Raw genomic sequence first — 21060 nt, 5'->3', positions numbered from 1 at the left:
CCCCTTCTCTTTTTTGTTTCTTCTTTTTACCGCCATTTTACCGCTTTCGGAAGATGCCCGGGCGCGAGCAGCTGGTGACGATCCTGGACCTGGAAAGGCGCCCTGCAACCGTGACCTTTCCCTCGGGGGCGGTCTCGACGGCGCGGGTCCATGCTACACGCTGTTTTTCGGGATCATCTTTCAGGCGGGTAAGGGGGCGAAGCTGGCTCTCGGGAATTTCTTTTTCGCCAATTGGCGAAATTACCTTTTCTGTCTTGGCGGCTTCCAGTTGGCGGTAGAGATACGCCTGACTGTTTGAAAACTCCTTGACCACGCATTCCCGCCAGCTTTCGTAGCCGAGGGCATCCCAGCCTTTGCGCTCGTATAGTAAAACGACTGCTCTAAGAGGTAGATCAGATGGCAACCCTTGAACAGCGACTGACGGCCATGGAGAAACGGATTCAAGACCTGAAACAGGAAAACGCCCGTCTCGCGAAGAGAGTGGAGACCTTGGAAAAAGCCGTGCTGCCGCCGACCGACCTTGATTATGCAATTCAGGCATTCATCAAAGGCGACAAGGGTCCTCTGAATGAATACGCCATCCGGGGAGGAACCCTCCCGGATGGGACGCCACTTATATCATCCAGATCTGACGGATAGACTTACCCTGGGGCACCCCTCAGGAGGACAGATGGAACTGATGATCACGCAATTCAAGAAGCGGCGAAGGCCGAAAGGAATCTTTGTACCACGGTACAAATTCCGGAGCGTCAAATACTCCCCCTTACCCGCCTGAAAAATGTGGGTCCGGGTATGGACTTGCTGACACACCCGGACCCCTCGCAGCACTGATCGATCTAGTTTGTGATCACTTAGAGCCGCTTCTTACACCGGTCGCAGAAATAAATCTCGTCATCTGGGATTTCGATTATAAAATCACTTTCTTGTGCTTTGTTCTTTTGTTCATCCGTTGCGCACTCCTCGCATATGACTTGCCCACGATCAAAACAATAGCCCAGGACATCTTCATACCTTACGATTCCCATACCTCATTCTCCTTTCCTTTTTGGGTTAATGGGATGGCCACCCCCGAATATCGGGACCACCCCCGTTGTGTAAGTTAATCGTGGCCCGCTTGGCGCAGGGGATATCACGCGTCCTTCCGAAGACTGAAGGTCGCCCTGGATCACTCTAAATTTCCTTTGCTCTGGTTTCTTGTTCACCTTTTTCCCCGCACTCCTGCCTACAACACCACTGATATTTATTGTAGCCGTCGATCACACCGGCCAGGTCGTCGCTGCGGGACAGATCCGGCCGGGTAAGATCACCCGCACCGGCCGGCGATCGGCTCTCCCAGGGGCACCGGCAGCGCCGGATCCCCGGTCAGAACGGCCAGGGCCTCCGGCTGGTCTCCCGTGACATCACTGGAGGATGCCCGGATACGAGCAGCTGGTGACGATCCTGGAACTGGAAAGGCGCCCTGCAGCCGTAATCTTTCCTTTGGGGGGAGATCTTCCCCGGAGCTACCTCCACGTTGGGAATTCACTTTCGCGGCCACTTCAACTGCCCGGGCAGGCCTCGCCTTTCTTCTTCTTTGTGTATTTCCGACGCTGATATGGACGGTTCCCGTACTCGGCATAGATCCTCTTCGCCTCTGCCATCACGCGCTCGTTAAACGAGGCATCCGGGTTGATCCCGACACGCCTTTCTACTTCGGCCATTCTGGCCTTCAGGCTCCTGTTTTCTATCAGGAGCTTTTGAATTTTCTCCTCCAACTCCTGGATCTTTTTCTCCGCAGCTACCAATTTCTCTTCATGATCCACCATCTTATTTTACCTTTTCAGGATCTTGCTGTTCTGCTCTCAATGCCCACCATCAGGGCGCTCCCCTTGCTTTTCTTTCCACAAGAGAAACTTGTCAGACAAGAAACAATCATCTTTTCTCGAGGAAGTTGGTTTATTCATACCTCCATAAATAATCGAAAGATGTTCAATCCGTTTTTTATCACGGTTGACAGAAGCTTTTTCTCTAATTTTATGCGTTCTTTCAAATACACTTATTATTTTCTGAATAATATTATTTGCATCTTTAATTTTATCAATTGTCCATCGTATGCGAAGCCTGACATTTTCATCAAGCCATGATTCTTCAGAATACCTTTTTGAGTGTCTCAAAGCCCACCACAACTCAGTATCTAATTCATCAATAAGAGGTCCAATCTCTTCCCATAATACTTGTCTGTTTATAAGAATATCGCGATTTTTGAATTGACCGTTATTATTATTGGTATCCGAGTGTATATTTGTTTTATTAATTTGTATTCCGAGACGATGCATGGCTACAATTACGTTTGTCTTTACCATTTTTATTCCAAGCTCATCACCAGATTGTATAATTTTCTCGACCATTTCTATTGTTTCAGATCCAGACATTTGAAGCATACACTCAAAATAATTATCATTATCTTTTTTCATTTTCTTCACCCATTCCCGCGAGGCAATAGATTATGGGTAGTGTATTCGTCCACAATTTTAGCATAACCCAAAATATCATCAGCTAACTGTTCCAATAGAAAGCCGATGCCATATGCTTCCGCATTGTCTAATTGTAGATTGTTTGTTTCTAATTTAAATAGTCCTGACACACCCTGGAGTTTCCAGGCGGCCCGATAGAGGTAATCGTGGACGTCTTCAATACGAACCAAATTTCCTTGTTCCTTTCCCTTCCGATCCATATTCATTCCTCCATAGACGCAAAAAGGCCATGGACGGCCTACGCTCTAAACAAGCGCCGGGGCATTACTGCTACCCGCGTCCATGACCAGATTGATGTCTACGCCACAAACACAAAAACCCATAACGGAGGGCTCCCGGTTTAGAATTTAGGCAATGTCAGAATAACAAAGCCAGCCAAGATGTCAATGAAATATTTCTTCACTATCTATTGGTAATTTGGGACCTGGAAGGGCGCCCTGCAGCCGTCGATCACACCGGCCAGGTCCTCGCTGCGGGACGGATCCGGCTGGATAGATCACCCGCACCGGCCGGCGATCGGCTCTCCCAGGGGCACCGGCGGCGCTGGATCTCCGGTCGGAACGGCCAGGGCCTTCGGATGGTCTCCCGGGACATCACAGGAGGATGCCCGGACACGAGCAGCTGGTGACGATCCTGGACCCGGAAGGACATCCTGCAGCCGTCGACCCCTCCGGCCAGGTCCTCGCTGCGGGACAGATCCGGCCGGGTAGATCACCAGCACCGGCCGGCGATCGGCTCTCCCAGGGGCCCCGGCGGCGCTGGATCTCCGGTCGGAACGGCCAGGGCCTTCGGATGGTCTCCCGGGACATCACAGGAGGATGCCCGGACACGAGCAGCTGGTGACGATCCTGGACCTGGAAGGGCGCCCTGCAGCCGTCGATCACACCGGCCAGGTCCTCTCTGTGGGGCGGATCCGGCCGGATAGATCACCCGCACCGGCCGGCGATCGGCTCTCCCAGGGGCACCGGCGGCGCTGGATCCCTGGTCAGATCGGCCAGGGCCTCGCTGTGGGGCGGATCCGGCCGGGTAGATCACCCGCACCGGCCGACGCTCGGCTCTCCCAGGGGCACCGGCGGCGCCGGATCTCCGGTCAGAACGGCCAGGGCCTCCGGATGGTCTCCCGGGACATCACCGGAGGATGCCCGGACACGAGCAGCTGGTGATGATCCTGGACCTGGAAGGGCGCCCTGCAGCCGTCGATCACACCGGCCGGGTCCTCGCTGCGGGGCAGATCCGGACGGCCCATCACCCGCACCGGCCGGCGATCGGCTCTCCCAGGGGCACCGGCGGCCCAGGATCCCCCATCAGAACGGCCAGGGCCTCCGGCTGGACTCCCGGGACATCACCGGAGGATGCCCGGGCACGAGCAGCTGGTGACGATCCTGGACCTGGAAGGGCATCCTGCTGCCGTCGATCACACCGGCCAGGTCCTCGCTGCAGGGCGGATCCGGCCCGGTAGATCACCCGCACCGGCCGGCGATCGGCTCTCCCAGGGGCACCAGCGGCCCCGAATCCCCGGTCAGAGTGGCCAGGGCCTCCGGATGGTCTCCCGGAACATCACCGGAGGATGACCGGGCACGAGCAGCTGGTGACGATTCTGGACCTGGAAGGGCGCCCTGCAGCCGTCGATCACACCGGCCAGGTCCTCGCTGCGGGGCGGATCCGGCCGGGAAGATCACCCGCACCGGCCGGCGATCGGCTCTCCCAGGGGCACCGGCGGCGCCGAATCCCCGGTCAGAGTGGCCAGGGCCTCCGGATGGTCTCCCGGAACATCACCGGAGGATGACCGGGCACGAGCAGCTGGTGACGATCCTGGACCTGGAAGGGCGCCCTGCAGCCGTCGATCACACCGGCCAGGGCCTCGCTGCGGGGCGGATCCGGCCGGATGTTCATTTGCTCTTACTATTATTGCGCGTAACAGATCCTGCTGAATCCTACTTTTTTCGCTGTGATTTCTTTCTAGAGAAATTCTTATGTTCTGCCGGAAGATCTCCGGAGCGTAACCAAAATGGTCTGCCAGAACGTCAACAAAACTATTCCCTGGATCCATTAACCATTCTTTCGCTATGTTTTTATTCTCGCTACCATTCCTCACATCAAAAATTGCATCCACAAAGACTCGGAACCACAACCGCAGTTCTCCAGATTCAAAATGGAAATGATTGTGGGAAACGTCATTCTCTGTATTGTCAAAAAAATTCCTCATTTTAGAAATCAGCCGCTCCCATTCAACAGAAACCTTATCCAACCATCTACAGGAATCCCTGGATGACGGGATCTCATCCCAACCGGGCATTATCTGGTGACGTCCCGGGAGACCATCCGGAGGACCTGGCCGCTCTGATCAGGATCCAGCGCCGCCGGGGCCCCTGGGAGAGCCGATCGCCGGCCGGTGCTGGTGATCTACCCGGCCGGATCTGTCCCGCAGCGAGGACCTGGCCGGAGGGGTCGACGGCTGCAGGATGTCCTTCCGGGTCCAGGATCGTCACCAGCTGCTCGTGTCCGGGCATCCTCCTGTGATGTCCCGGGAGTCCTTCCAGGGTACCTTCCGGGCGTCCTCGTCGAGGATCCCGGCCCTTCAACTACTCCGGAATGAGAGATCTCCCGGCGGCGCCGGTGAATGAATCCCGTTCGAAAAGAAATCAAAAACCAACGGACTTTCTAAACCATCCCCAAGACTCCCTGAAAGCATCCCTCTTGTGCATATCTAACCAATATCATTGTATAAATAACGATTATTTAAATATTTTTTCTCTTTATATATTTAATATTATTAATCTTTTCTTTATATAGAAAAATAATAATGATATTAAATAGATAATATAGATAGGGAGGATGGAGAGTATATCCATATATATGGTCACAATGCAAAATGGCCAAAAGGGTGTTGCAGAGAAATATATATAAGAAAAGGCTCCATCTATCCCCACACGCGAATAAAATTGTCCGATTCGTCAATAATTCAAGTGAGATAAAGCACACTGTCCGCTTTTTTAAACCCTCCAGCGATAATATGTATAATGATTTTAATTGGTTAATCATTTAGACAGAACAAGAGTAACTTTTATATGGACAACCAGTGATTTTTGACTAAACCGACCGGCACGATGGGATCCAGGACACGTTGTTCGCTTAGATCAACCTGTCCCCCGGTTCCGGGACGAGTTCACCACCAGCTGCGGGGCGTCCGCTTTGACGTCGAATGTTGTTCCCGTAGATGGCGCGGAAGGGCTGCGGAGCATCCCTGGATGTCTTCTGGAGTATTTCTTGGCGTCCTAGCCGCAGATCCTGGGTTTTCGGTTGCTCCAGGATCTGCGATCTCCCGCCGACACTTGTGATCGTTCAGCCGGATCCGGGGATTCCCTGGTCAGCTTTGTCTCTCTTCATCGTCTGTAGGTTTCAGTGCAATTCCTACGTAAAAGACCCGCCCCTCAGACTTTATCTTGGGAAAGCGTTTTGAAAAGGCACGGCCAAACCATGTTGCAGTGATCGGTCCTTTGCAACCGCACGTTTCGCGCCATCTCAAAAAATGGTTGAATAGGACACTTGCTTGGATCCGCTCACGTGGTACGAACTTGCAGCATGTGATGATATATTGATCCAACAATAGCCCAGCGTGGCCGTTCAACGATGTACGACCAGCCTCGTATCCGAGCTTATATCCTTCCCAAAAAACTGCATTGCGGTTCATAAGTGACCTCCATCATATCGGCTACTTATCTTTATGAGAGTTGGTCTAAGACCGTCCCTGATTCCCAAATTCCCAAAGAAACGGGAATTCATCCGGACACGAAATTCGAGGGTTGAATTACCCGCATGGAAAAACCCCTCAGGAAGGACCCGCCGCCCTTCCTCCCCTCGGTGAACCGCATAGACACTTGATAAGATTTCTTAATCGGGGGTGAGGGGGAGTTTCTATTGCTTGATGACCCGTTAACCATTTCACGTTCCCGCCGTTCGGGTCGTCATGCCGAGCAGGAAGTTTGGCCCCCTCCAGGTCATACTTCTGTGTCGTAATTGTGCTCATGTCTATCCCACAAGGAACTTGGCTCCCTCTGCCGTCGCCCTTACCTGAATCGCCTTCAAGATTTCAAACATGAAAGCTTCTAAGTGCGGTTGCAGACCCTGTGCCTCTACCTTTATAAGGGCCTCACCCTTCTTCATTAATTCCGTCCGGGCCTTCACGTTGTCCACTTCGGCTTGAGCAAGATTCTTCTGAAGTTTCAACATTTCATCCCTGCGCAGGTTTTCTTGCCGCATGGTCTCATAAATCATGGAAGACCCCGTCCCGCCTTTCGTGATACTCTCCGAAAGAGTGCCTAACAACGATGAAGAGGACGTGATGGAATTGTCAATGGATTTGAAAACCGACTTGATCTCTTCCGACTTCGCGGTAATATCGGCGATGTCAATCTTAGCCTTCCATTCAACGGATTTTTGGATGGTCTCGGATGTCGTTTTCAACTTCTCTTCATCTAATTTGAGTTGCACGTCGATCGCCTGCGGCTTCGTCACGTCCGCGATCCGGGCAGCCGTTTCGTCAACGCCGGCAGGAACAATATTGGCTTGAACGATTCGCGAGGAGCCGTCCGGGAACTTCTCGATAATCATTCCATAGGCTTCCTCGATCGTTGATCCGTCAGCCCGTACCACCACATCTACAACTTTTGTCGAGGGGATTTGCTGCAACTTCTCCCTGACCGCTGCGACACTTGAGGAGACGCCGGTGTCATTGACCTTTACATCATGGGTTGTGGTGACGTTTGAAGGTATCTTCGAGAGGGCTTCAACAAGCGCCTCTGTCTTGCTCTTTGTGTCCTTGGAGGCATCACCGGATCCGACAATCTGCTCCTTCAACTTGAAGTAGCTCTTCCAGGCGTCCTCCGAAGATTTCAACATCTTGCCGCCGACTAGGTCCACAAAATCGCGCATCGGCTTCAGTTCGGCATCCGTCATGGCGGATCCCGGAAGCTTGGCGGACAGTTCCATGATCCCAAGAACAACCTCGGAAACGGCCCAGACCAGGGTGGTGAAGCCCAACCGGAGATTTTCCGCAAACAGCCCAATGGCGGCAAAGGCTGCCCCTACGGTCCGTTCCATCAACTCGGCATCCTGGCCTATCGTAAACATGATCGTACCGACCACAGGCCCGAACATTTTGTAGGCGGCCGCCGCCCCGAGAACGTTACCGACAAGCGACTTCGTTGACTCCTCCAGGTTGGAAAAGGCCTTGCCCGCGGAAGTCAGCGTCGAAATGACTGGAACAAATGCTTCCGTAAGGCCCCGGGTCACGGTGATAAGGGACGCGATCACATCAACAAGGGTCTGCATGGTCTTAGCAAGCTTTTCCGGCTTGGTCCCGTCGAGGCCACCGAGTTCCTTCCCAAATGCCTGCAGTGCCGTCACCATTCCCTGGAAGTCGAGCTGTTTCAGGGCATCTGGGAAGGCCTTAGCAATGGCCCCGAGCCATTCGGAGAAAGCAGCGCCCACCTCGTCCAGATACTTGAACAGCGGATCGAAGGCGCCCGAGTCGACACTAACCTTGATACCCTTCAGGAGACCCCCGACGGATCCGGTGATCTTGGCGGCCGAATTCTCCAACTCAGTTCCGATGGCAATCATCGCTGATTTGGCTGCGTTCTTCAGTTGCTGGGTCTGATTTGCGAAGGTCTCCGCCATTTTCTTGTAGGCCCGCTCGGCGTTGCCGGCGGAGCTGTTGATCTGTTTCAGGGCGTCGTCGAAGAACTTCATCGAGTCGCCCGTCAACTGGAGGACACCGTTCATGGCGCGGACTTCATTGAACAGTCCCACGAGCTTTTCCTTGCTGCCCCCAGTCCGGAGCATGATCTCACGAAGCATGTTGGAGAAGCCCTTGGATGACAGCTCCGTCAATGAGAAATTGAGGCCCATGGTCTTTGCGGCGTCGGCTACCTCCTTCGAGGGGCTGATGATCCCAGATATCACGCCCTTGACGGCGGTGATGGCCTCCGAGGTCTCCAGACCCTTTGCGGTCATGGTGGCGATGGCAGCGGATAGTTCCTCGAAGGTAACGCCAGAATTAGCCGCAATGGCCACAACCTGGCCCATACTCTGTCCAAGGCTGTCGATCGTCTGTTTCCCAATCAAAGTTGATTGGAAGAAAACGTCATTCAGTCGGCCAACGTCCTTCAGCGTGAAGCCGTAAGCGTTCATGGTCGACGTCAGGAGGTCGACCGTGGTGTTCAGGTTTGCATTGTTCGCAACGGCCAGCTGCTCGGCCTTCCGGATGAATTCCAGGGAATCCGTCCACTTAACACCGGCCTGAGCGGCGGTGTAGAGGGCGGAATTGATGTCCTGTAGGGATTTGACGGAGTTCGTGGAGTAGGTGAGGATGTCGTCTCGGTATTTCGCCAAATCGGCCCCCGTCGCGGTAACGGATGTCGAGATCAGGCCGAATGATTTGTTAAACTCCGATGACTGCTTGATGGCATAGGCCATACCCCCGATGGCCATGGCGGCCAGGGCAGCATCGATCTTCAGGACGGAATCGGCGACCTTGGCCAGGGGATCAGTGATCTTCCCAACAGATGAGTCCAGGGCACCGAAGGACTTTTCAATGTCCGCAACGACGGGGCTTACTTCGTTCTTCCCGCCGAACACGATCTCAATGGTTTTCGAGAGGTCAGCCATTTCGTTTCCCTTTCTATACCCTGGTCCCCGTTATCGTCCGCGCCTTAATCTCCAGGGCCTTTTTCTGAACGTCGAGGCATTTTTGCTCAACGGTAAGTAACCGATCAAAAAAAACGACGCTCGTCGCGACGAAATTGACTCTAGTCTCCAATTTGCCAGGGTCCGCCATGACGGAATCAACATTCCTAATAAAATCTTCTGCAATGTTTTCCGTGTCCGTCAGATAGCCCTCGAATTCTTCGACAAGAGCTGTAAACTCGCTTTCCAAGAGGCCGGACTGTTTCACCGCCTCCCGAATCTCCGCTGACGTCTGCCGGGCAGTCTTAAGAGTTAGCAATGCCGCTCCCTTCGCCTCCTCGAATACGCTCATATTGTGAACTCCCTTCCTAATCTTATTAAGGAAAGATCCCGTCTCATTTCTTCATTTTTTTAATACGGGTTCCGGGTGGACATGGACGAAACACCCGGAACCCTTCTCGGAGGACTCGCCTATTCCTGAACCATTCAGGATCCCGACGAGAGGGTAAACGGTAAAAGCCAGGCCGGCACTACCCCATTCGATTGCCCAAACCGCGATGACCATGGAAGATCAATCCATGTTCACCCGGAGGGGTTGGACAGTTGAAGTTCGTCGCCACTGTCCAGACCGCTTTGTCCCACGCATCACAAATTTCCTCAATTTCCCTCAGTCGAAAGTCTATTTTTTTGAGAACTTCCGCCTTCGCCGCGATTACGCCTTGGGCAAAAACACTCCCCAAATCCAGCTTCGCGCGCTGTAGCTCTTCCGATTTTTCCTGAACAACATCTTCTACTGCATCCCGGAAAGACGATAGATCACGAATTTCACACTCCAGCGCAAATTTTCTCTGGGAGATCGGCGCTGGGTCCGATCCGGCAGAGATCGACCGCCTCATCTCCGCAAAAAGACCATCGACTTTCGACTGAAGTTCTTCGATCTTGTCCGTATAATTTTTAACTCTCGCCTCCAACCTTACAAGATCCATCCCCAAAAACTCCATTTTCCCCTTCGCCTCACCAGGGATGAGACGGAGAATTTCTTGCATCATTGAATCTTTCGTCAAATTCATGTTTTACCGCTCCTTTCTCCGATGGGATTCAACAAATTGTTGCCTTGCTTCTGGATAGTCACGAAAAGCCTTGGTCATGGCCGCCAAGCGACCCATTCCTTGTGACAAAAACCGTTCAGAAAGGCTTTCAAAACTGAAACCCTTTCTGATGTATATAGCCGCAACATTCAAACCGACAACACGGTTGGAACCATCAGGGGCTTCCAGTATGATTGGCGTGTCCGATCCCGATGCTCCGCTCGGGATATCTACCGGATCCGTTTTCGTCCAAGCGCCTTCTGATTCAAGCATCTCCGCCATCCCGATCACGCTCAAGATCTTTTCTAGAGCACCGTTGGAATAGTGGAATCCTTCCCTACTGCAACCCATACACTTTATTGTTTCCATGACACTCTCCTCTTTGTTTTGCGGTTATCTTTTGGGGTCGGCAAAGACCAATCAACAAACGAAGAATATTTTCAACTCGCTGCCTCCCCAATATCTCGCCCTCATCACCCAACCCACTCATCGACTCACAGTCGTTCAGCGCCAAGCCGGCCAGACCCCGAATAGATCGGAGCAGTTCTTCATGGTTTGCCGGCCCCTTGTCGATAACCTCACAATGATCTTCAGGTGGCAGGGCACGAGGGGGCAGGGGATCGCCCCAGGCCTCACGGAGGATCTCAACCGCATGTTGGCCGGACAGGGTTTGGTGATTCAGCAGAGCTGCTGCCAGGGTACGATGCGCCCGACGTCCGCGTCGGGATCTCAGGAGCTTCACGACCGGGCCACGAAACATCTGATAAAAGTCCTCGGTGGACTTTTCTGTTCTGGACCAGTCATGCATCCGGAGGGTCTCGTCATCCAGGGGGAGCAGGGCCTTTAGGTTTTTGAAGTCCTGCACGTGGCCGGGGGGGCCTCCTGAATGGAAAAGGTCATCAGAGACCCGGCCGGCCATGAGGAAATGCGCCTGACTTGACGTTAGGCTCTTCGGTTCCCCGATGACCCCGATCCGACCGCCCGACAGGTAGCAGACCCCCCTTGCATCCCCGGTACGCCTGGGATCAATGGTGATACTTTCGATCCGCTGCCCTGTGATCCATCCCACAAGTGCGTGGGCCGCCTCATGGTCGGCAGTCTTTCGTATCTCCCTTTCCGCACTCATGCCACGGACCTTCTTCGGAAGACCTCGTACATCGGGATTTCATAGTGCTGCTCATAAAGGAAACGCAGCAGTTCCCGCCCGTCAGCAACCCATTCTTTCCCCGCTCGCCGAACAGGGAAGTCCACGCAATTTTTTAGCTCCATTAGCTCTTCCATCCTGTGGCGGCAAAATTTGCAAATTTCCCCGTAGCCAACCAGGCGCACCGGGGGCATTTTCTGGATGGCCCGGATCACGTGGTTTCGGTCCAGGACCGCCGCCGTGATGGCCTCGGGGTTTCTTGGATCAGCACCATTTTCCTGGCACCAGGTCTTGAATTCCGACAGGTCGAGAGACGGAACACTCGCGCCCATCTTCGGATCATGCCGGTTCCGCATGGGAAGACCGTAGCTGCTCCTCATGGTTCTTACCAGGTCTGCAACAGCGCTCCGGGATTCAACAGACGCGCCCGCACCAAAGAAATTCTCAATGTCCCGCAACCCGTAAATAACTCTCGCTCCCATTTTCCGTTCCTCCGATTTTTATTTCTCCAGCAAGAACACCGGACAGGGAGGCACCGGCACCCCGCGGAGGACTTACTCTGTCATGTGCAGGAGGACGAACCCGGTGAAATCCAAACGACTAAATCCCGCCCCCACGGATCGCCCGTGGAGCGAGGACCGCCGCTGGCTCAACCGGGCCGCCTCCCGGTTCGTTTCGTCACGGAACCCGCGTTCCGCGCCTGATATTTCTTCAAGGCCTTTGCCAGGGCCTTCAGGGATCGGGAGACCTCGGCAACCTCTGCTTCCCGGGTGCCCCATCGCTGAGATGGACGGACGAGCTGCAGGTAATCCACGTTCGGCCGCGGTCCTCCGCGCCGCGATCTCCCGGAGCTTCCGCTCCTCCACGTCGCTGTCGGCATTGGGCAGGATTCCGGGGATCGTCAAGGTCTCGGAATCGAAGGCAATCAGAAGGGAAGGGCCGGACATGGCTCAGGCCTCCCCACGGCCAGGGAACCGGCCTTTGCCCTTGACCTCGGTTGCCCGGGATGCCAGCCATTCGATGAGGCGATCAACCGGGTAGGCGATCTTGCGGCCCACGCGGATTCGGCCCTCGGGACCCTTCCCGCAACTGTCGAGATTTGCAAGGTATTTTTCGGAAATTAGTCCGCCGGTGAACCGTTCAACTTCGGTTCTGGCGACGATGGACGACGGCCATTTTTCGGCCAGGGTGGAAAGATTGTGCTGCATCGGAACCTCCCATCAAAACTCCTTTGATTTGATGGGAAGATAATGAATCGAATGATTACGCGCTAATGGACATTTTCCGGCGGGATTTTTTGTCAGACCTTCTGCCAGTTCGATGGCAGAGGGAGGGAGCCGAGGCGCTTTTTTTCTCTTGTCAGGAGCTTAATGGTTGCCTCCCGACTTTGAAGCCCGAAGATCGCCATGATGTTCTCGACTATTTGGTTTTTATCGATCCCCATGCCGACCTGTAACAGGTAGGTTGCCACGATGCTGTGGTGATGCTCCATAACTCCTCGCTTGCCCGTGGTCCAGCCGAGTATTTGCGCGGCCTCGCCCCGGTTCCCGGCCCGATAGAGTTTCGATGCATCGTTCATGATCTGCAAAAAGCCTTCGGCGTTAATTCTGGCCCGCATATAGGCATCATCAAGCGCTCGGTAACCGTCCAGGGCCTCGCGGATCGCCGCCGCCTCGGTTTCGGTGAGCGAGACCCGGCCCGAGGTTTTTTTTCCTTTCAGGACCTCCCGGGCGGCCTTCATCTTCCCCCGGCGGTCCCCCCACTCCGCCCGTTCCGTCAAAGCGTTCTTCAGCTCCCGCCGACAGAACCGGAAGGTCCGGGCAATGAAGAGCCGACTACAGGCCTCGTGGACGGTCTGGTTTTTCTCCGGTCCCCAGTCGCTAAGGTGAGCTTCCCCGGCCCTGATAACCTGATCGCACAGAGGGCAGATTGCCTCGCTCCCGATAACGCCCTTCTTTTGTTCACACTCTGCCTGATTCATTATCCAACCTCTTTCGGCAGGTCGGCCTATCCCCTGTTGAAATTGACCACCACCCCGGCGCTCTTCTGGTCTCGCCTTTCAAGGCTCTTCATGGCTTTCCGGATGCTGTCCGCTGCCGGGTGACTGTAGCGAGTCGTCATCTTGAAATCGGAATGGCCCAGGATCTCTTTCACCACATAAAGATTAACTCCACTGTCCACTAGCCAGGACGCGTGAGTATGTCGGAGGCTGTGAAACGTGATCTTATCTCGTTGGTCGACAAGGCTATTATTCAACCCAAGATCAGAGACAACCCGGTCAAATGTGTTCGACACAGAAGTGAGGCGGCCCCCCTTCTTGTCGCTGAAAATCAAGTTATCCGGAAGCCCTGGGATCATCTCCGCGAATAAGCTCTTGACGCCGGCCGTCATGAACACAGTCCGATCCTTCCCGCTTTTTGTGTTCCGGAAGGTGATGCTCCCCTCCTCCGGGTTGATCCGTCGCCATGTCAGCCCCGCCAGTTCGCCGAAACGTGCCCCTGTGTATAGGCTGAGGTATGCCAGTTCATAAACTTGACGGCTCTTCGCCTTCAGTTTATCGAGAAGTAACCGAGCCTCATCTGTCGTCAAGGCCCGTTTCTTCTGATTGTCAATCCTCGGCAGTTCAACGTCTCGTGTTGGGCAATCCCTTTGGACAATTTTTTCCTTTCTGGCCATGCTCCAGATCTGTGAAACGACGGCAAATGCATAGTGCTGTGTTCGGTTCGCCTTCCCTGCCGTTTGCATGTCTTTTTTAATCTGTTGACAGTGTGATTCTTGCAACTCGGTTATGGGTAAATCTCCGATCACCGGAGAAACCCATTTGTCAAAGATCACACGCTCTGCAGGAAGGCTCTTTTTACCGTTGCTCTCCATAGACGGCGCATATTTGTTATTAAAGTAATCCGTAAATGTTACGTTTTCGCGTATTCTTCTCTCCTCTTCTTCCTCCTCTGTTCGACGTCTATCCTCCTCTGCTTTCCGGTGTTCCTTTGGTGATATTGGCCCAGAACCTGCCCTTACATTCGCTTTATACCGCTTCATTTCCGAGAGACAATAACCCTCAAAACCCATGTCAGGATCATTCCGGATGACATCCTCCGGAACTCCGTCACTCCACCAGCCGATTCCGTAGGTGTAATCCTTTCGATCCACCTTAAACCGGATAGAGTAATAGCGATCTTTCTTTTTTCCGTGTCTCCTGGTCTGATGCTCGTAATACCGCAGACCCTTATGATTTGTCTTAATCCATTTCATATTCAATACTTAGAAGACCATAAAGCATGGTTCCAGAAATATGTATTAAATCAACGAGTCACGCCGTGCATGCATGGTGACAATTTCCTTTTACCGCTTTTTTACCGCTTTTTCTCCTGAAATTGACGGTTCTTATGTGTGTTAATGTGACACGATGATATGGGGCAATATCTTGATTGTCAAGGGATTTGTGGCAAAAAAGGGGGATTAAGAGATGCTAAGGGAAAGGTGTATTTTTTAGAATGGCATTCAAGAGGTCAGGGGTTCGACTCCCCTCAGCTCCACCAGAAATCAACAGGGGGCAGGCATAAAGCCGGCCCCCTTCTTCGTTCATACCCCAATCCCTTTCCGGCCGTTTTGAGTGTCCTCCGCCTTTGCCCGGTTGAACCTCTCATCCTTACATCCCGGAAATCTTCCCTGTGTCCGCCATGATATCCAGAAGCAGCACCCTTCCTGCCTTCCCGGCCAAACCGGAAACGCATGAAGAAAGAAGGTCCGGCCCACCTTCCGCCTTGACTATGGGAAGTGCCTCGGGCATTTATGAGCGAGGCATATCTGCTTATCGACAGATCCGTATCCAGACGAAGGCTGATGAAAACAAACAGGCCCGGAACACGGATATTCTCCGAGTGGCCGCCCGGCATACCGAGTTACCCGTTCCGGTAAAAAATCGGACAAAGGAGATGGAATCATGAAATTCAAAAACATCAGTGTGATCGGATTGGGAACCCTGGGAACGCAGATCGCCGTCCAGGCAGCCTGCTACGGATGCAACGTCCGGGGTTACGACCAGGATCTGGGAATCTTCCAGAAGAAAGTGGAAGAGATGAAATTCATGATGGTCGCCATGGGAAAAGGTCCGACCGTTCCCAAGGAAGACTGGGAGAAGGCGGCGGCCACGGTGAAGCTGACGGGTGATCTCGCCGAGGCCGTAGCGGACGCGGATCTGGTCATCGAGGCCGTCCCGGAGGTGCTGGACCTGAAACGCAAGGTCTTTGCCGAACTGGATGCCCTGGCGCCCAAGGCGGCGCTCCTGGCCTCCAACAGCTCCTCCATCCCGATCTCACGGATCGAGGACGCCACCCGGCGACCGGAGAAGTGCCTGAACATGCACTTCTACCAGCCGGCCATGGGCTTCATCCTCTGCGACATCATGGGCGGCACGAAGACCACACCGGAGGTGATCGAGGCGGCCCGGGAGTGGATCCGCTCCCTCGAGCTGATCCCGCTGAAGGTCAACAAGGAGATCCTGGGATTCTGCTTCAACAGCATCTGGCGGGCCGTCAAAAAGCAGGCCCTGTACATGGCATGCAACGGCTTCGTGGACCACCGGGACATCGACCGAGCCTGGCGTGTCTTCACGGGGATGCCCTATGGCCCCTTCACCATGATGGACATGGTGGGACTCGATGTGGTCTATGACATTGAAATGTCCTATTACAAAGAATCCAAGGATCCAAAAGACCTGCCGCCCCAGGCGTTCAAGGAAATGATCGAACGCAAGGAACTGGGCGCGAAGACGGGAAAGGGGTTCTATACGTATCCCAACCCCGATTGGGCAAGACCTGACTTTCTGAAGGGATGATCGTAAGGCGGTCGGCCGGACCCGGCTTCAGGGGCACTGCCAGCGGATTCCCGATCCGACTCCCGGGGGAGACCGGCATTCCCGCCGCCCTCCCCCGGGCTTCTTCCCGCCCGAATCATGGAGAGCAGCCCGTCCCGAACGTCAGGCCGGATTATCACCGGCAGGAGATCTGCTACAGGTGTTTCTGCGTGATCACCTCGACGGCCATGTCCCGCAGATCCTCCATCTGCATGCACTGGCTTTCCGTCAGGAGGGTCCCGCTCTCGCTCTTGTCCGCATAGAACAGGCCGAGACACGTTCCCTTGATGACCAGCGGGTAGACGAGAAAGGCCGGCGCGGCAACGGAGGCCCGATACCATTGGGGAAGGTTCTGGACGATCGTCGGGGCGCCGGCGTCGGCGATGATCATGCCCCTCCCCTGCGAAATGGCGATGTTGAAGATGTCGGAGGCCTGGCCGATCTGGATCTGAAACAGCGCAACCATATCCTCCGACCTGTCGCCGAGACCGAAGCGTCCGACCATCTTTTTCCCGCTGACATCCCGCAGGCAGAAGATGACCCGGTTGAACGCAAACCCCCGGTACATTGTCTCCAAAATCATGTATATGACGTCGCTCAGGTTGTATGAACCCTTCATGACGTCGGCAATCTCACTGATGCCGCTGGTAACGATCCGCTTCTTCTCCTGGGCGATGACGGCGGCCGATTTGTCTACGGTCTTTGTACCTCTGGCGGCTGCATCTTTCATCGGCTGCCGGCCGTCGGGCGTCCGGGCGTCCGGCTCCCCCGTCTCGTCCTTGCGGCGCTCGGAAAGCTTGCTCAAGAGAGGGCTGGAGCTCCTGTCCAGGTTAACGATGCCGGAAAAACTGTCGATTTTCCCGGCCGCCGAGTCCAGAAGCACCTCCACCTCCTGCTCCGGGAGGGGGATCACCTTCTGGTAGCGCACCGACATCTCGGCCAGGGCGGCTCCCCATTCATCACCCTGCGATGCTGCAATGACCGAGCAGAGATCGTGGGCATAGTGGGTCAGGTACCGCATGCGCTCGAGTTCCGTCATGGCAGGCTCGATGACGCCAGGGGGCGGATTTTCCATGCTCCGGACGAGCATGTCCGGGAAATTCCAGGACCGCGAAACGGCCATGCCCAGCTCGTTGAAGGAGATGCCGAGAACGGCGCGGGTGGCGCTGTCCTCCCCGAGCTCCTTGTCCCGCATCTCTTCTTTGATCGCTTCGTATTCCTCGGGGAAGTAGCAGATAACCAGAAGCTTCCCGAGGTGCCGGAGCATGGCGCAGATGAACGCTTCTTCCACCCGGCCCACTTTCATTTTTTCGGCCAGGTCCATGGCGATCACGCCGCTCAGGAAAGACTCCATGGCGACCTCTTTCAGTTCCGCCGCCTGGCTCTTGTTCTGAAGATGCTCGAAAATCATCAGGGCCGTGGCGATCATGCGAACCTTTTCAAATCCCAGGAGCATCACCGCCTTGGAAACAGTCGTCACCCTGCCCGCGAGATTTCCGTACACGGCGGAATTGACGATTTTGAGGAGTTTGTTGGTCAGGGAAAAATCCTTCAGGATGATCTTGGCCAGGTCTCCCGTGTTGGACAGGGTGATAGCCTTCAGGGACGAGAGCTTGCTGTTGATCTCGACGACATGCTTGGAAAACGCGGGCAGGTCTCCCTTGTGGCGCATTCGCCGCAGGAGAAACTCCACGGTTCCATGCCCGCTGTGGACATTTGCTTCATTCTCGTTTGTCATGGATGATCAATCCCTTTGCGATTCATTTGAAGGATCTCCTCTTTTGTCACCGTGATGACTCGCCTTCGCGATGGCCGGCCGCTATTCATGGACCGTCACGGCACGCGTTTCTGTATACCACGAAACGGGAACAGTGGGAAACCATGCCATTCCCGACATGCTTCGGTGAATGGAGAACCTCCCATCCGACATAACAAAAACCGATTCCCTGTCAATTCCATGCATAAAAATCGTGAGCCCCGGGCTTCATGGAGTTTCGCCTTGACATGGAATGTATTATCCATATAGAATTTATAGATAATTTCTTTTGCACAGAGGATATTGGAATGAGAACACCATTGGAAAAAGCCAGGAGAGATCCTGAATCAACCAAAGCACGAATTCTGAAAGTGGCCCGGAAGATTTTCGGAGAATACGGCTATCATGGGGGGACGACCCGGATGATTGCCGAGGAGGTGGGAATCGATCTCTCCACCATTCATTACCACTGGGGTGAGAAGAAAGACCTTTACGAGGCGGTTGTTCTCGACATCAACAACGATCTGGGACAGATGCTCCGGAACGTTGAAAAAAAGGCCAGCGGATGTCCATTGGACGAGCGGATGAAGATCGCCTTCGACATGATGACGGATTACCTGCTCGAGCATCCGGATATATCGAACCTGATCCTCCTGAACTATTTCTCGAAAACGCGCATCGACTCCAGCCTCGACGTCGCGGTGCCGGAGTTCACCAGCGATATTGCCCGGGCCATGGGCCTCACGAAGGGGAAAAAGCATGCCTCTCCCCGGGCCATGCTGGAAGTCATGATCGTCATGAACGCCGTGCACGGATTGATATCCGGTGAAAGCTTCTTTCTCAAAGTGTTGAAAATCGACAAGGAGGCTTATACAAAGCTCGTCAAGGAAACCCTGAATTTCGTCCTGATCCCCGCTTTCACGACGCGGGATGCAGGGGATTGAGGGCAAGAGGGGACCAGCATCCACCGGCCCCCTCTTCCCAGGTCTTGCTGCAGGAATGCGGCGCTACGGTGTGTCCTGCATGATCTTCCGGAGCTCCCGCTTTAGAACCTTGCCCACGGCACTCATGGGAAGCGCCTCCATGAACCGCATAATCTTCGGCACCTTGTAGGGCGCCACCTTCTCCTTCATGAAGTCCGAAATGCTCGCCCGCATCGCCTCATCCCCCGTCCGGCCCGGCTTGAGAACGACGGCGCAGGCCACGATCTCCGAGCCGGGGCGCTTCGGATCCGGCAGGCCGATCGTGGCGGCGATGTCGATGTCCGGATGGCCGATCAGCACGTCGTCCACCTCGCGGGTGAACACCTTGAAGCCGGAGACGCTCACCATGTCCTTCAGCCGGTCCACGATGGTAAAGTACCCGTCCTCGTCCATGACCGCCACGTCCCCCGTGAAGATCCACCCGTTCCGGAGTGTGTGGGCCGTTTCTTCGGGCTTGTTGTGATATCCCAGGGAGAAGACCTGGGGTCCCCGGGCCACGAGTTCCCCGGGGGAGCCGATGGGAACGATCTCGCCGGTTCCGGGATCGACCAGCTTCACCTCCGTATCGCTGACGGGCATGCCGACGGACCCGATCTTCTTGACCCCGTCCCGGGGCAGGGCCACGATGATCGGGCTGGTCTCCGTCATTCCGCAGACCTCGATCAGCTTTCCCTTGCCGACAATGTCCTCGAACTCCCGGATGCTTTCCGCGGGAAACGCGGAAGCGCCGCTGACGAAGAAATGCACGCCCGAGAAGTCCAGGCGCCGGAACTCATCCAGTTTCATCAATTCGAGAAAAATGGTGGGTACATTGACGATGACGGTGGGTTTGTAGGTCTCGATAGCCTTCACGATGTACTGAAGGTCCCTCGGATTGGGAATGGCCACCAGCGTGCTGCCCATCGCCAGGTTCCACATAACGATGAAGTTCCCCGCCTGGTGGAACATGGGGAAGGCCGACAGTACGACGTGCTCCCCCATTTGCAGCTGCACCCAGGGGTTCAGCTGTACGATGTGGTGGACGATGTTGTCGTTCGTGAGGAGCGCCCCCTTCGGCGGTCCCGTGGTGCCCCCCGTGTACATCATGAGGCAGGGGGCGGCCGGGTCGATCTTCACGTCGACCGGGTCGTCCGGCATCGACGCGATGGCGTCCTTGAAGCTGAGCACTTCGATGCCGGGAACCGGGGTCACCGGGGTGGCGGGAATTTCCTGGGGAAAGTAGTCGAAGATGGAGGCCACCACGACGATCTTCACGCCGGTCTTTTCAACGGCCTTGGCAACCGTCGGGAAAAGCAGGTCCACCGTGACGAGGACCTTCGCACCAGAATCGTTTAACTGGTAGGCAAGCTCCTCCGCCGTCAGGAGCGGGCTCACGCCCGTGAAGATGCAGCCGGCCTTCTGGATGCCGGCGGAGCCGATGTAACTGGCGGGAATATTGGGAAGGTGGGAGCCGACCACGTCGCCGGGCCGGCACCCCGTTTCCATCAGGAACCGGGCAAAGCGGTTGGAGAGTCCGTCCAGCTCCCGGTACGTGATCTCCCTGCCCATGTAGTGAACGGCCACCCTGGAGGGGACTTCCCGGAAGGCCTTCTTGAGTGCATCGGCATAGGCCAGGGACGGATAGTCGAGTTTCTCCGGAACGTTTTTGTCGTAATGTTTCAGCCAGGGTTTCGCCGCGTACACATCTTCCATGTTAGCCTCCTTTATGGACGGAAACGATAGGGGTTAGCAGGAATTGCAGACGCCGTGAACTCTCACTGGCGCAGCAGCCGCGCGTCCAACTGAAAAGCCGGCACGAACCGGGTGCCAAAGAACATTGAAGAGGTGACAGGATAAGGGTTTTCCCTCAACGAGGCAAGGGTTTCCGCCTTCAGGATTCGATAAAAGATGAAGGGCGGATGAAAACCGACCGATTGCGGAATGTCATGAACGGGCCATCCCGCCGCACTTGCTTCGAGATGGCCCGTTGTTGCACACATTCAGGGGCGGAACGATTCCTCCGCTCCTCCCGCATCCCGGTCTTCCCGCTCA

24 protein-coding genes are annotated in these 21060 nt (G+C 55.0%); 7 read left to right on the top strand and 17 right to left on the bottom strand.

The window, feature by feature from the left end; translation table 11 throughout:
- Positions 1 to 37: 37 nt before the first annotated feature.
- Positions 38 to 313, bottom strand: coding sequence for a hypothetical protein (locus PLO63_11630; GenBank protein ID HOI74783.1), 276 nt, complete (start codon positions 311 to 313; stop codon positions 38 to 40).
- 83 nt (positions 314 to 396) lie between these two features.
- Here PLO63_11630 and PLO63_11625 point away from each other — a divergent pair, with 83 nt between their 5' ends.
- On the top strand, positions 397 to 639 hold the full coding sequence (locus tag PLO63_11625; protein ID HOI74782.1) for a hypothetical protein: 243 nt from the start codon (positions 397 to 399) through the stop codon (positions 637 to 639).
- Between the two features lie 899 nt (positions 640 to 1538).
- On the opposite strand, the gene PLO63_11620 is transcribed toward PLO63_11625, so the two are convergent.
- Genes PLO63_11620 through PLO63_11610 form a run of 3 tightly spaced genes read right to left on the bottom strand, consistent with a single transcriptional unit; the run spans position 1539 to position 2713 of the window.
- Positions 1539 to 1805: a hypothetical protein gene (locus PLO63_11620; GenBank protein HOI74781.1), complete on the bottom strand. Its 267-nt coding sequence runs from the start codon at positions 1803 to 1805 to the stop codon at positions 1539 to 1541.
- A 36-nt stretch (positions 1806 to 1841) separates the two neighbouring features.
- Positions 1842 to 2453, bottom strand: coding sequence for a hypothetical protein (locus tag PLO63_11615; GenBank protein HOI74780.1), 612 nt, complete (start codon positions 2451 to 2453; stop codon positions 1842 to 1844).
- 5 nt (positions 2454 to 2458) lie between these two features.
- A complete protein-coding gene (locus PLO63_11610; protein ID HOI74779.1) occupies positions 2459 to 2713 on the bottom strand; it encodes a hypothetical protein in 255 nt (84 codons plus the stop codon).
- A 403-nt stretch (positions 2714 to 3116) separates the two neighbouring features.
- On the opposite strand from PLO63_11610, the gene PLO63_11605 reads away from it, so the two are divergent.
- From PLO63_11605 to PLO63_11590, 4 genes are all read left to right on the top strand, one after another.
- Positions 3117 to 3356, top strand: coding sequence for a hypothetical protein (locus PLO63_11605; GenBank protein HOI74778.1), 240 nt, complete (start codon positions 3117 to 3119; stop codon positions 3354 to 3356).
- Positions 3332 to 3676, top strand: coding sequence for a hypothetical protein (locus PLO63_11600; GenBank protein HOI74777.1), 345 nt, complete (start codon positions 3332 to 3334; stop codon positions 3674 to 3676). The genes PLO63_11605 and PLO63_11600 overlap by 25 nt, the downstream gene beginning before the upstream one ends.
- Before the next feature lie 189 nt (positions 3677 to 3865).
- Positions 3866 to 4084 (top strand): hypothetical protein, encoded by a 219-nt coding sequence (locus PLO63_11595; protein HOI74776.1) that lies wholly within the window; start codon positions 3866 to 3868, stop codon positions 4082 to 4084.
- The gene (locus tag PLO63_11590) at positions 4081 to 4299 is read left to right on the top strand and encodes a hypothetical protein (protein HOI74775.1); all 219 of its coding nucleotides are present in this window, start codon (positions 4081 to 4083) and stop codon (positions 4297 to 4299) included. Before PLO63_11595 ends, PLO63_11590 begins: the two co-directional genes overlap by 4 nt.
- 2243 nt (positions 4300 to 6542) lie before the next feature.
- Here the strand turns inward: PLO63_11590 and PLO63_11585 are convergent.
- The 10 genes from PLO63_11585 to PLO63_11540 all read right to left on the bottom strand — a co-directional run bounded on the left by PLO63_11585 (position 6543) and on the right by PLO63_11540 (position 14687).
- A complete protein-coding gene (locus PLO63_11585; GenBank protein HOI74774.1) occupies positions 6543 to 9182 on the bottom strand; it encodes a phage tail tape measure protein in 2640 nt (879 codons plus the stop codon).
- A gap of 13 nt (positions 9183 to 9195) precedes the next feature.
- Positions 9196 to 9552, bottom strand: coding sequence for a hypothetical protein (locus PLO63_11580; protein HOI74773.1), 357 nt, complete (start codon positions 9550 to 9552; stop codon positions 9196 to 9198).
- Between the two features lie 178 nt (positions 9553 to 9730).
- Complete coding sequence (locus PLO63_11575; protein HOI74772.1) at positions 9731 to 10270, bottom strand: hypothetical protein; 540 nt, start codon at positions 10268 to 10270, stop codon at positions 9731 to 9733.
- 3 nt (positions 10271 to 10273) lie between these two features.
- Positions 10274 to 10657 carry a hypothetical protein gene (locus PLO63_11570; GenBank protein HOI74771.1) on the bottom strand — a complete coding sequence of 128 codons (384 nt, stop codon included), beginning with the start codon at positions 10655 to 10657 and terminating at the stop codon, positions 10274 to 10276.
- On the bottom strand, positions 10626 to 11153 hold the full coding sequence (locus PLO63_11565; protein ID HOI74770.1) for a hypothetical protein: 528 nt from the start codon (positions 11151 to 11153) through the stop codon (positions 10626 to 10628). Before PLO63_11565 ends, PLO63_11570 begins: the two co-directional genes overlap by 32 nt.
- Before the next feature lie 257 nt (positions 11154 to 11410).
- Complete coding sequence (locus tag PLO63_11560; GenBank protein ID HOI74769.1) at positions 11411 to 11914, bottom strand: hypothetical protein; 504 nt, start codon at positions 11912 to 11914, stop codon at positions 11411 to 11413.
- A gap of 167 nt (positions 11915 to 12081) precedes the next feature.
- On the bottom strand, positions 12082 to 12246 hold the full coding sequence (locus PLO63_11555; protein HOI74768.1) for a DnaB-like helicase C-terminal domain-containing protein: 165 nt from the start codon (positions 12244 to 12246) through the stop codon (positions 12082 to 12084).
- 136 nt (positions 12247 to 12382) lie between these two features.
- Complete coding sequence (locus PLO63_11550; protein ID HOI74767.1) at positions 12383 to 12640, bottom strand: hypothetical protein; 258 nt, start codon at positions 12638 to 12640, stop codon at positions 12383 to 12385.
- 92 nt (positions 12641 to 12732) lie between these two features.
- Positions 12733 to 13173: a hypothetical protein gene (locus PLO63_11545; protein HOI74766.1), complete on the bottom strand. Its 441-nt coding sequence runs from the start codon at positions 13171 to 13173 to the stop codon at positions 12733 to 12735.
- A 266-nt stretch (positions 13174 to 13439) separates the two neighbouring features.
- Complete coding sequence (locus tag PLO63_11540; protein HOI74765.1) at positions 13440 to 14687, bottom strand: site-specific integrase; 1248 nt, start codon at positions 14685 to 14687, stop codon at positions 13440 to 13442.
- Between the two features lie 691 nt (positions 14688 to 15378).
- On the opposite strand from PLO63_11540, the gene PLO63_11535 reads away from it, so the two are divergent.
- On the top strand, positions 15379 to 16272 hold the full coding sequence (locus PLO63_11535; protein HOI74764.1) for a 3-hydroxyacyl-CoA dehydrogenase NAD-binding domain-containing protein: 894 nt from the start codon (positions 15379 to 15381) through the stop codon (positions 16270 to 16272).
- A gap of 172 nt (positions 16273 to 16444) precedes the next feature.
- Here PLO63_11535 and PLO63_11530 read toward each other — a convergent pair whose 3' ends face one another.
- Positions 16445 to 18028, bottom strand: coding sequence for an HDOD domain-containing protein (locus tag PLO63_11530; protein ID HOI74763.1), 1584 nt, complete (start codon positions 18026 to 18028; stop codon positions 16445 to 16447).
- A 326-nt stretch (positions 18029 to 18354) separates the two neighbouring features.
- Here PLO63_11530 and PLO63_11525 point away from each other — a divergent pair, with 326 nt between their 5' ends.
- Positions 18355 to 18990, top strand: coding sequence for a TetR/AcrR family transcriptional regulator (locus PLO63_11525; protein ID HOI74762.1), 636 nt, complete (start codon positions 18355 to 18357; stop codon positions 18988 to 18990).
- Between the two features lie 63 nt (positions 18991 to 19053).
- Here PLO63_11525 and PLO63_11520 read toward each other — a convergent pair whose 3' ends face one another.
- Both PLO63_11520 and PLO63_11515 read right to left on the bottom strand, forming a co-directional pair.
- Entirely contained in the window at positions 19054 to 20721 is a 1668-nt protein-coding gene (locus tag PLO63_11520) for an AMP-binding protein (GenBank protein ID HOI74761.1), read from the bottom strand.
- A 62-nt stretch (positions 20722 to 20783) separates the two neighbouring features.
- Positions 20784 to 21008 (bottom strand): hypothetical protein, encoded by a 225-nt coding sequence (locus PLO63_11515; GenBank protein ID HOI74760.1) that lies wholly within the window; start codon positions 21006 to 21008, stop codon positions 20784 to 20786.
- Positions 21009 to 21060 lie beyond the last annotated feature (52 nt).

This window comes from Syntrophales bacterium, assembly GCA_035363115.1.
Taxonomy (GTDB): Bacteria; Desulfobacterota; Syntrophia; order Syntrophales; family PHBD01; genus PHBD01.
The sequence above is the reverse complement of the archived record's forward strand: the minus strand, read 5'-3'. Positions and strand labels throughout refer to the sequence as shown.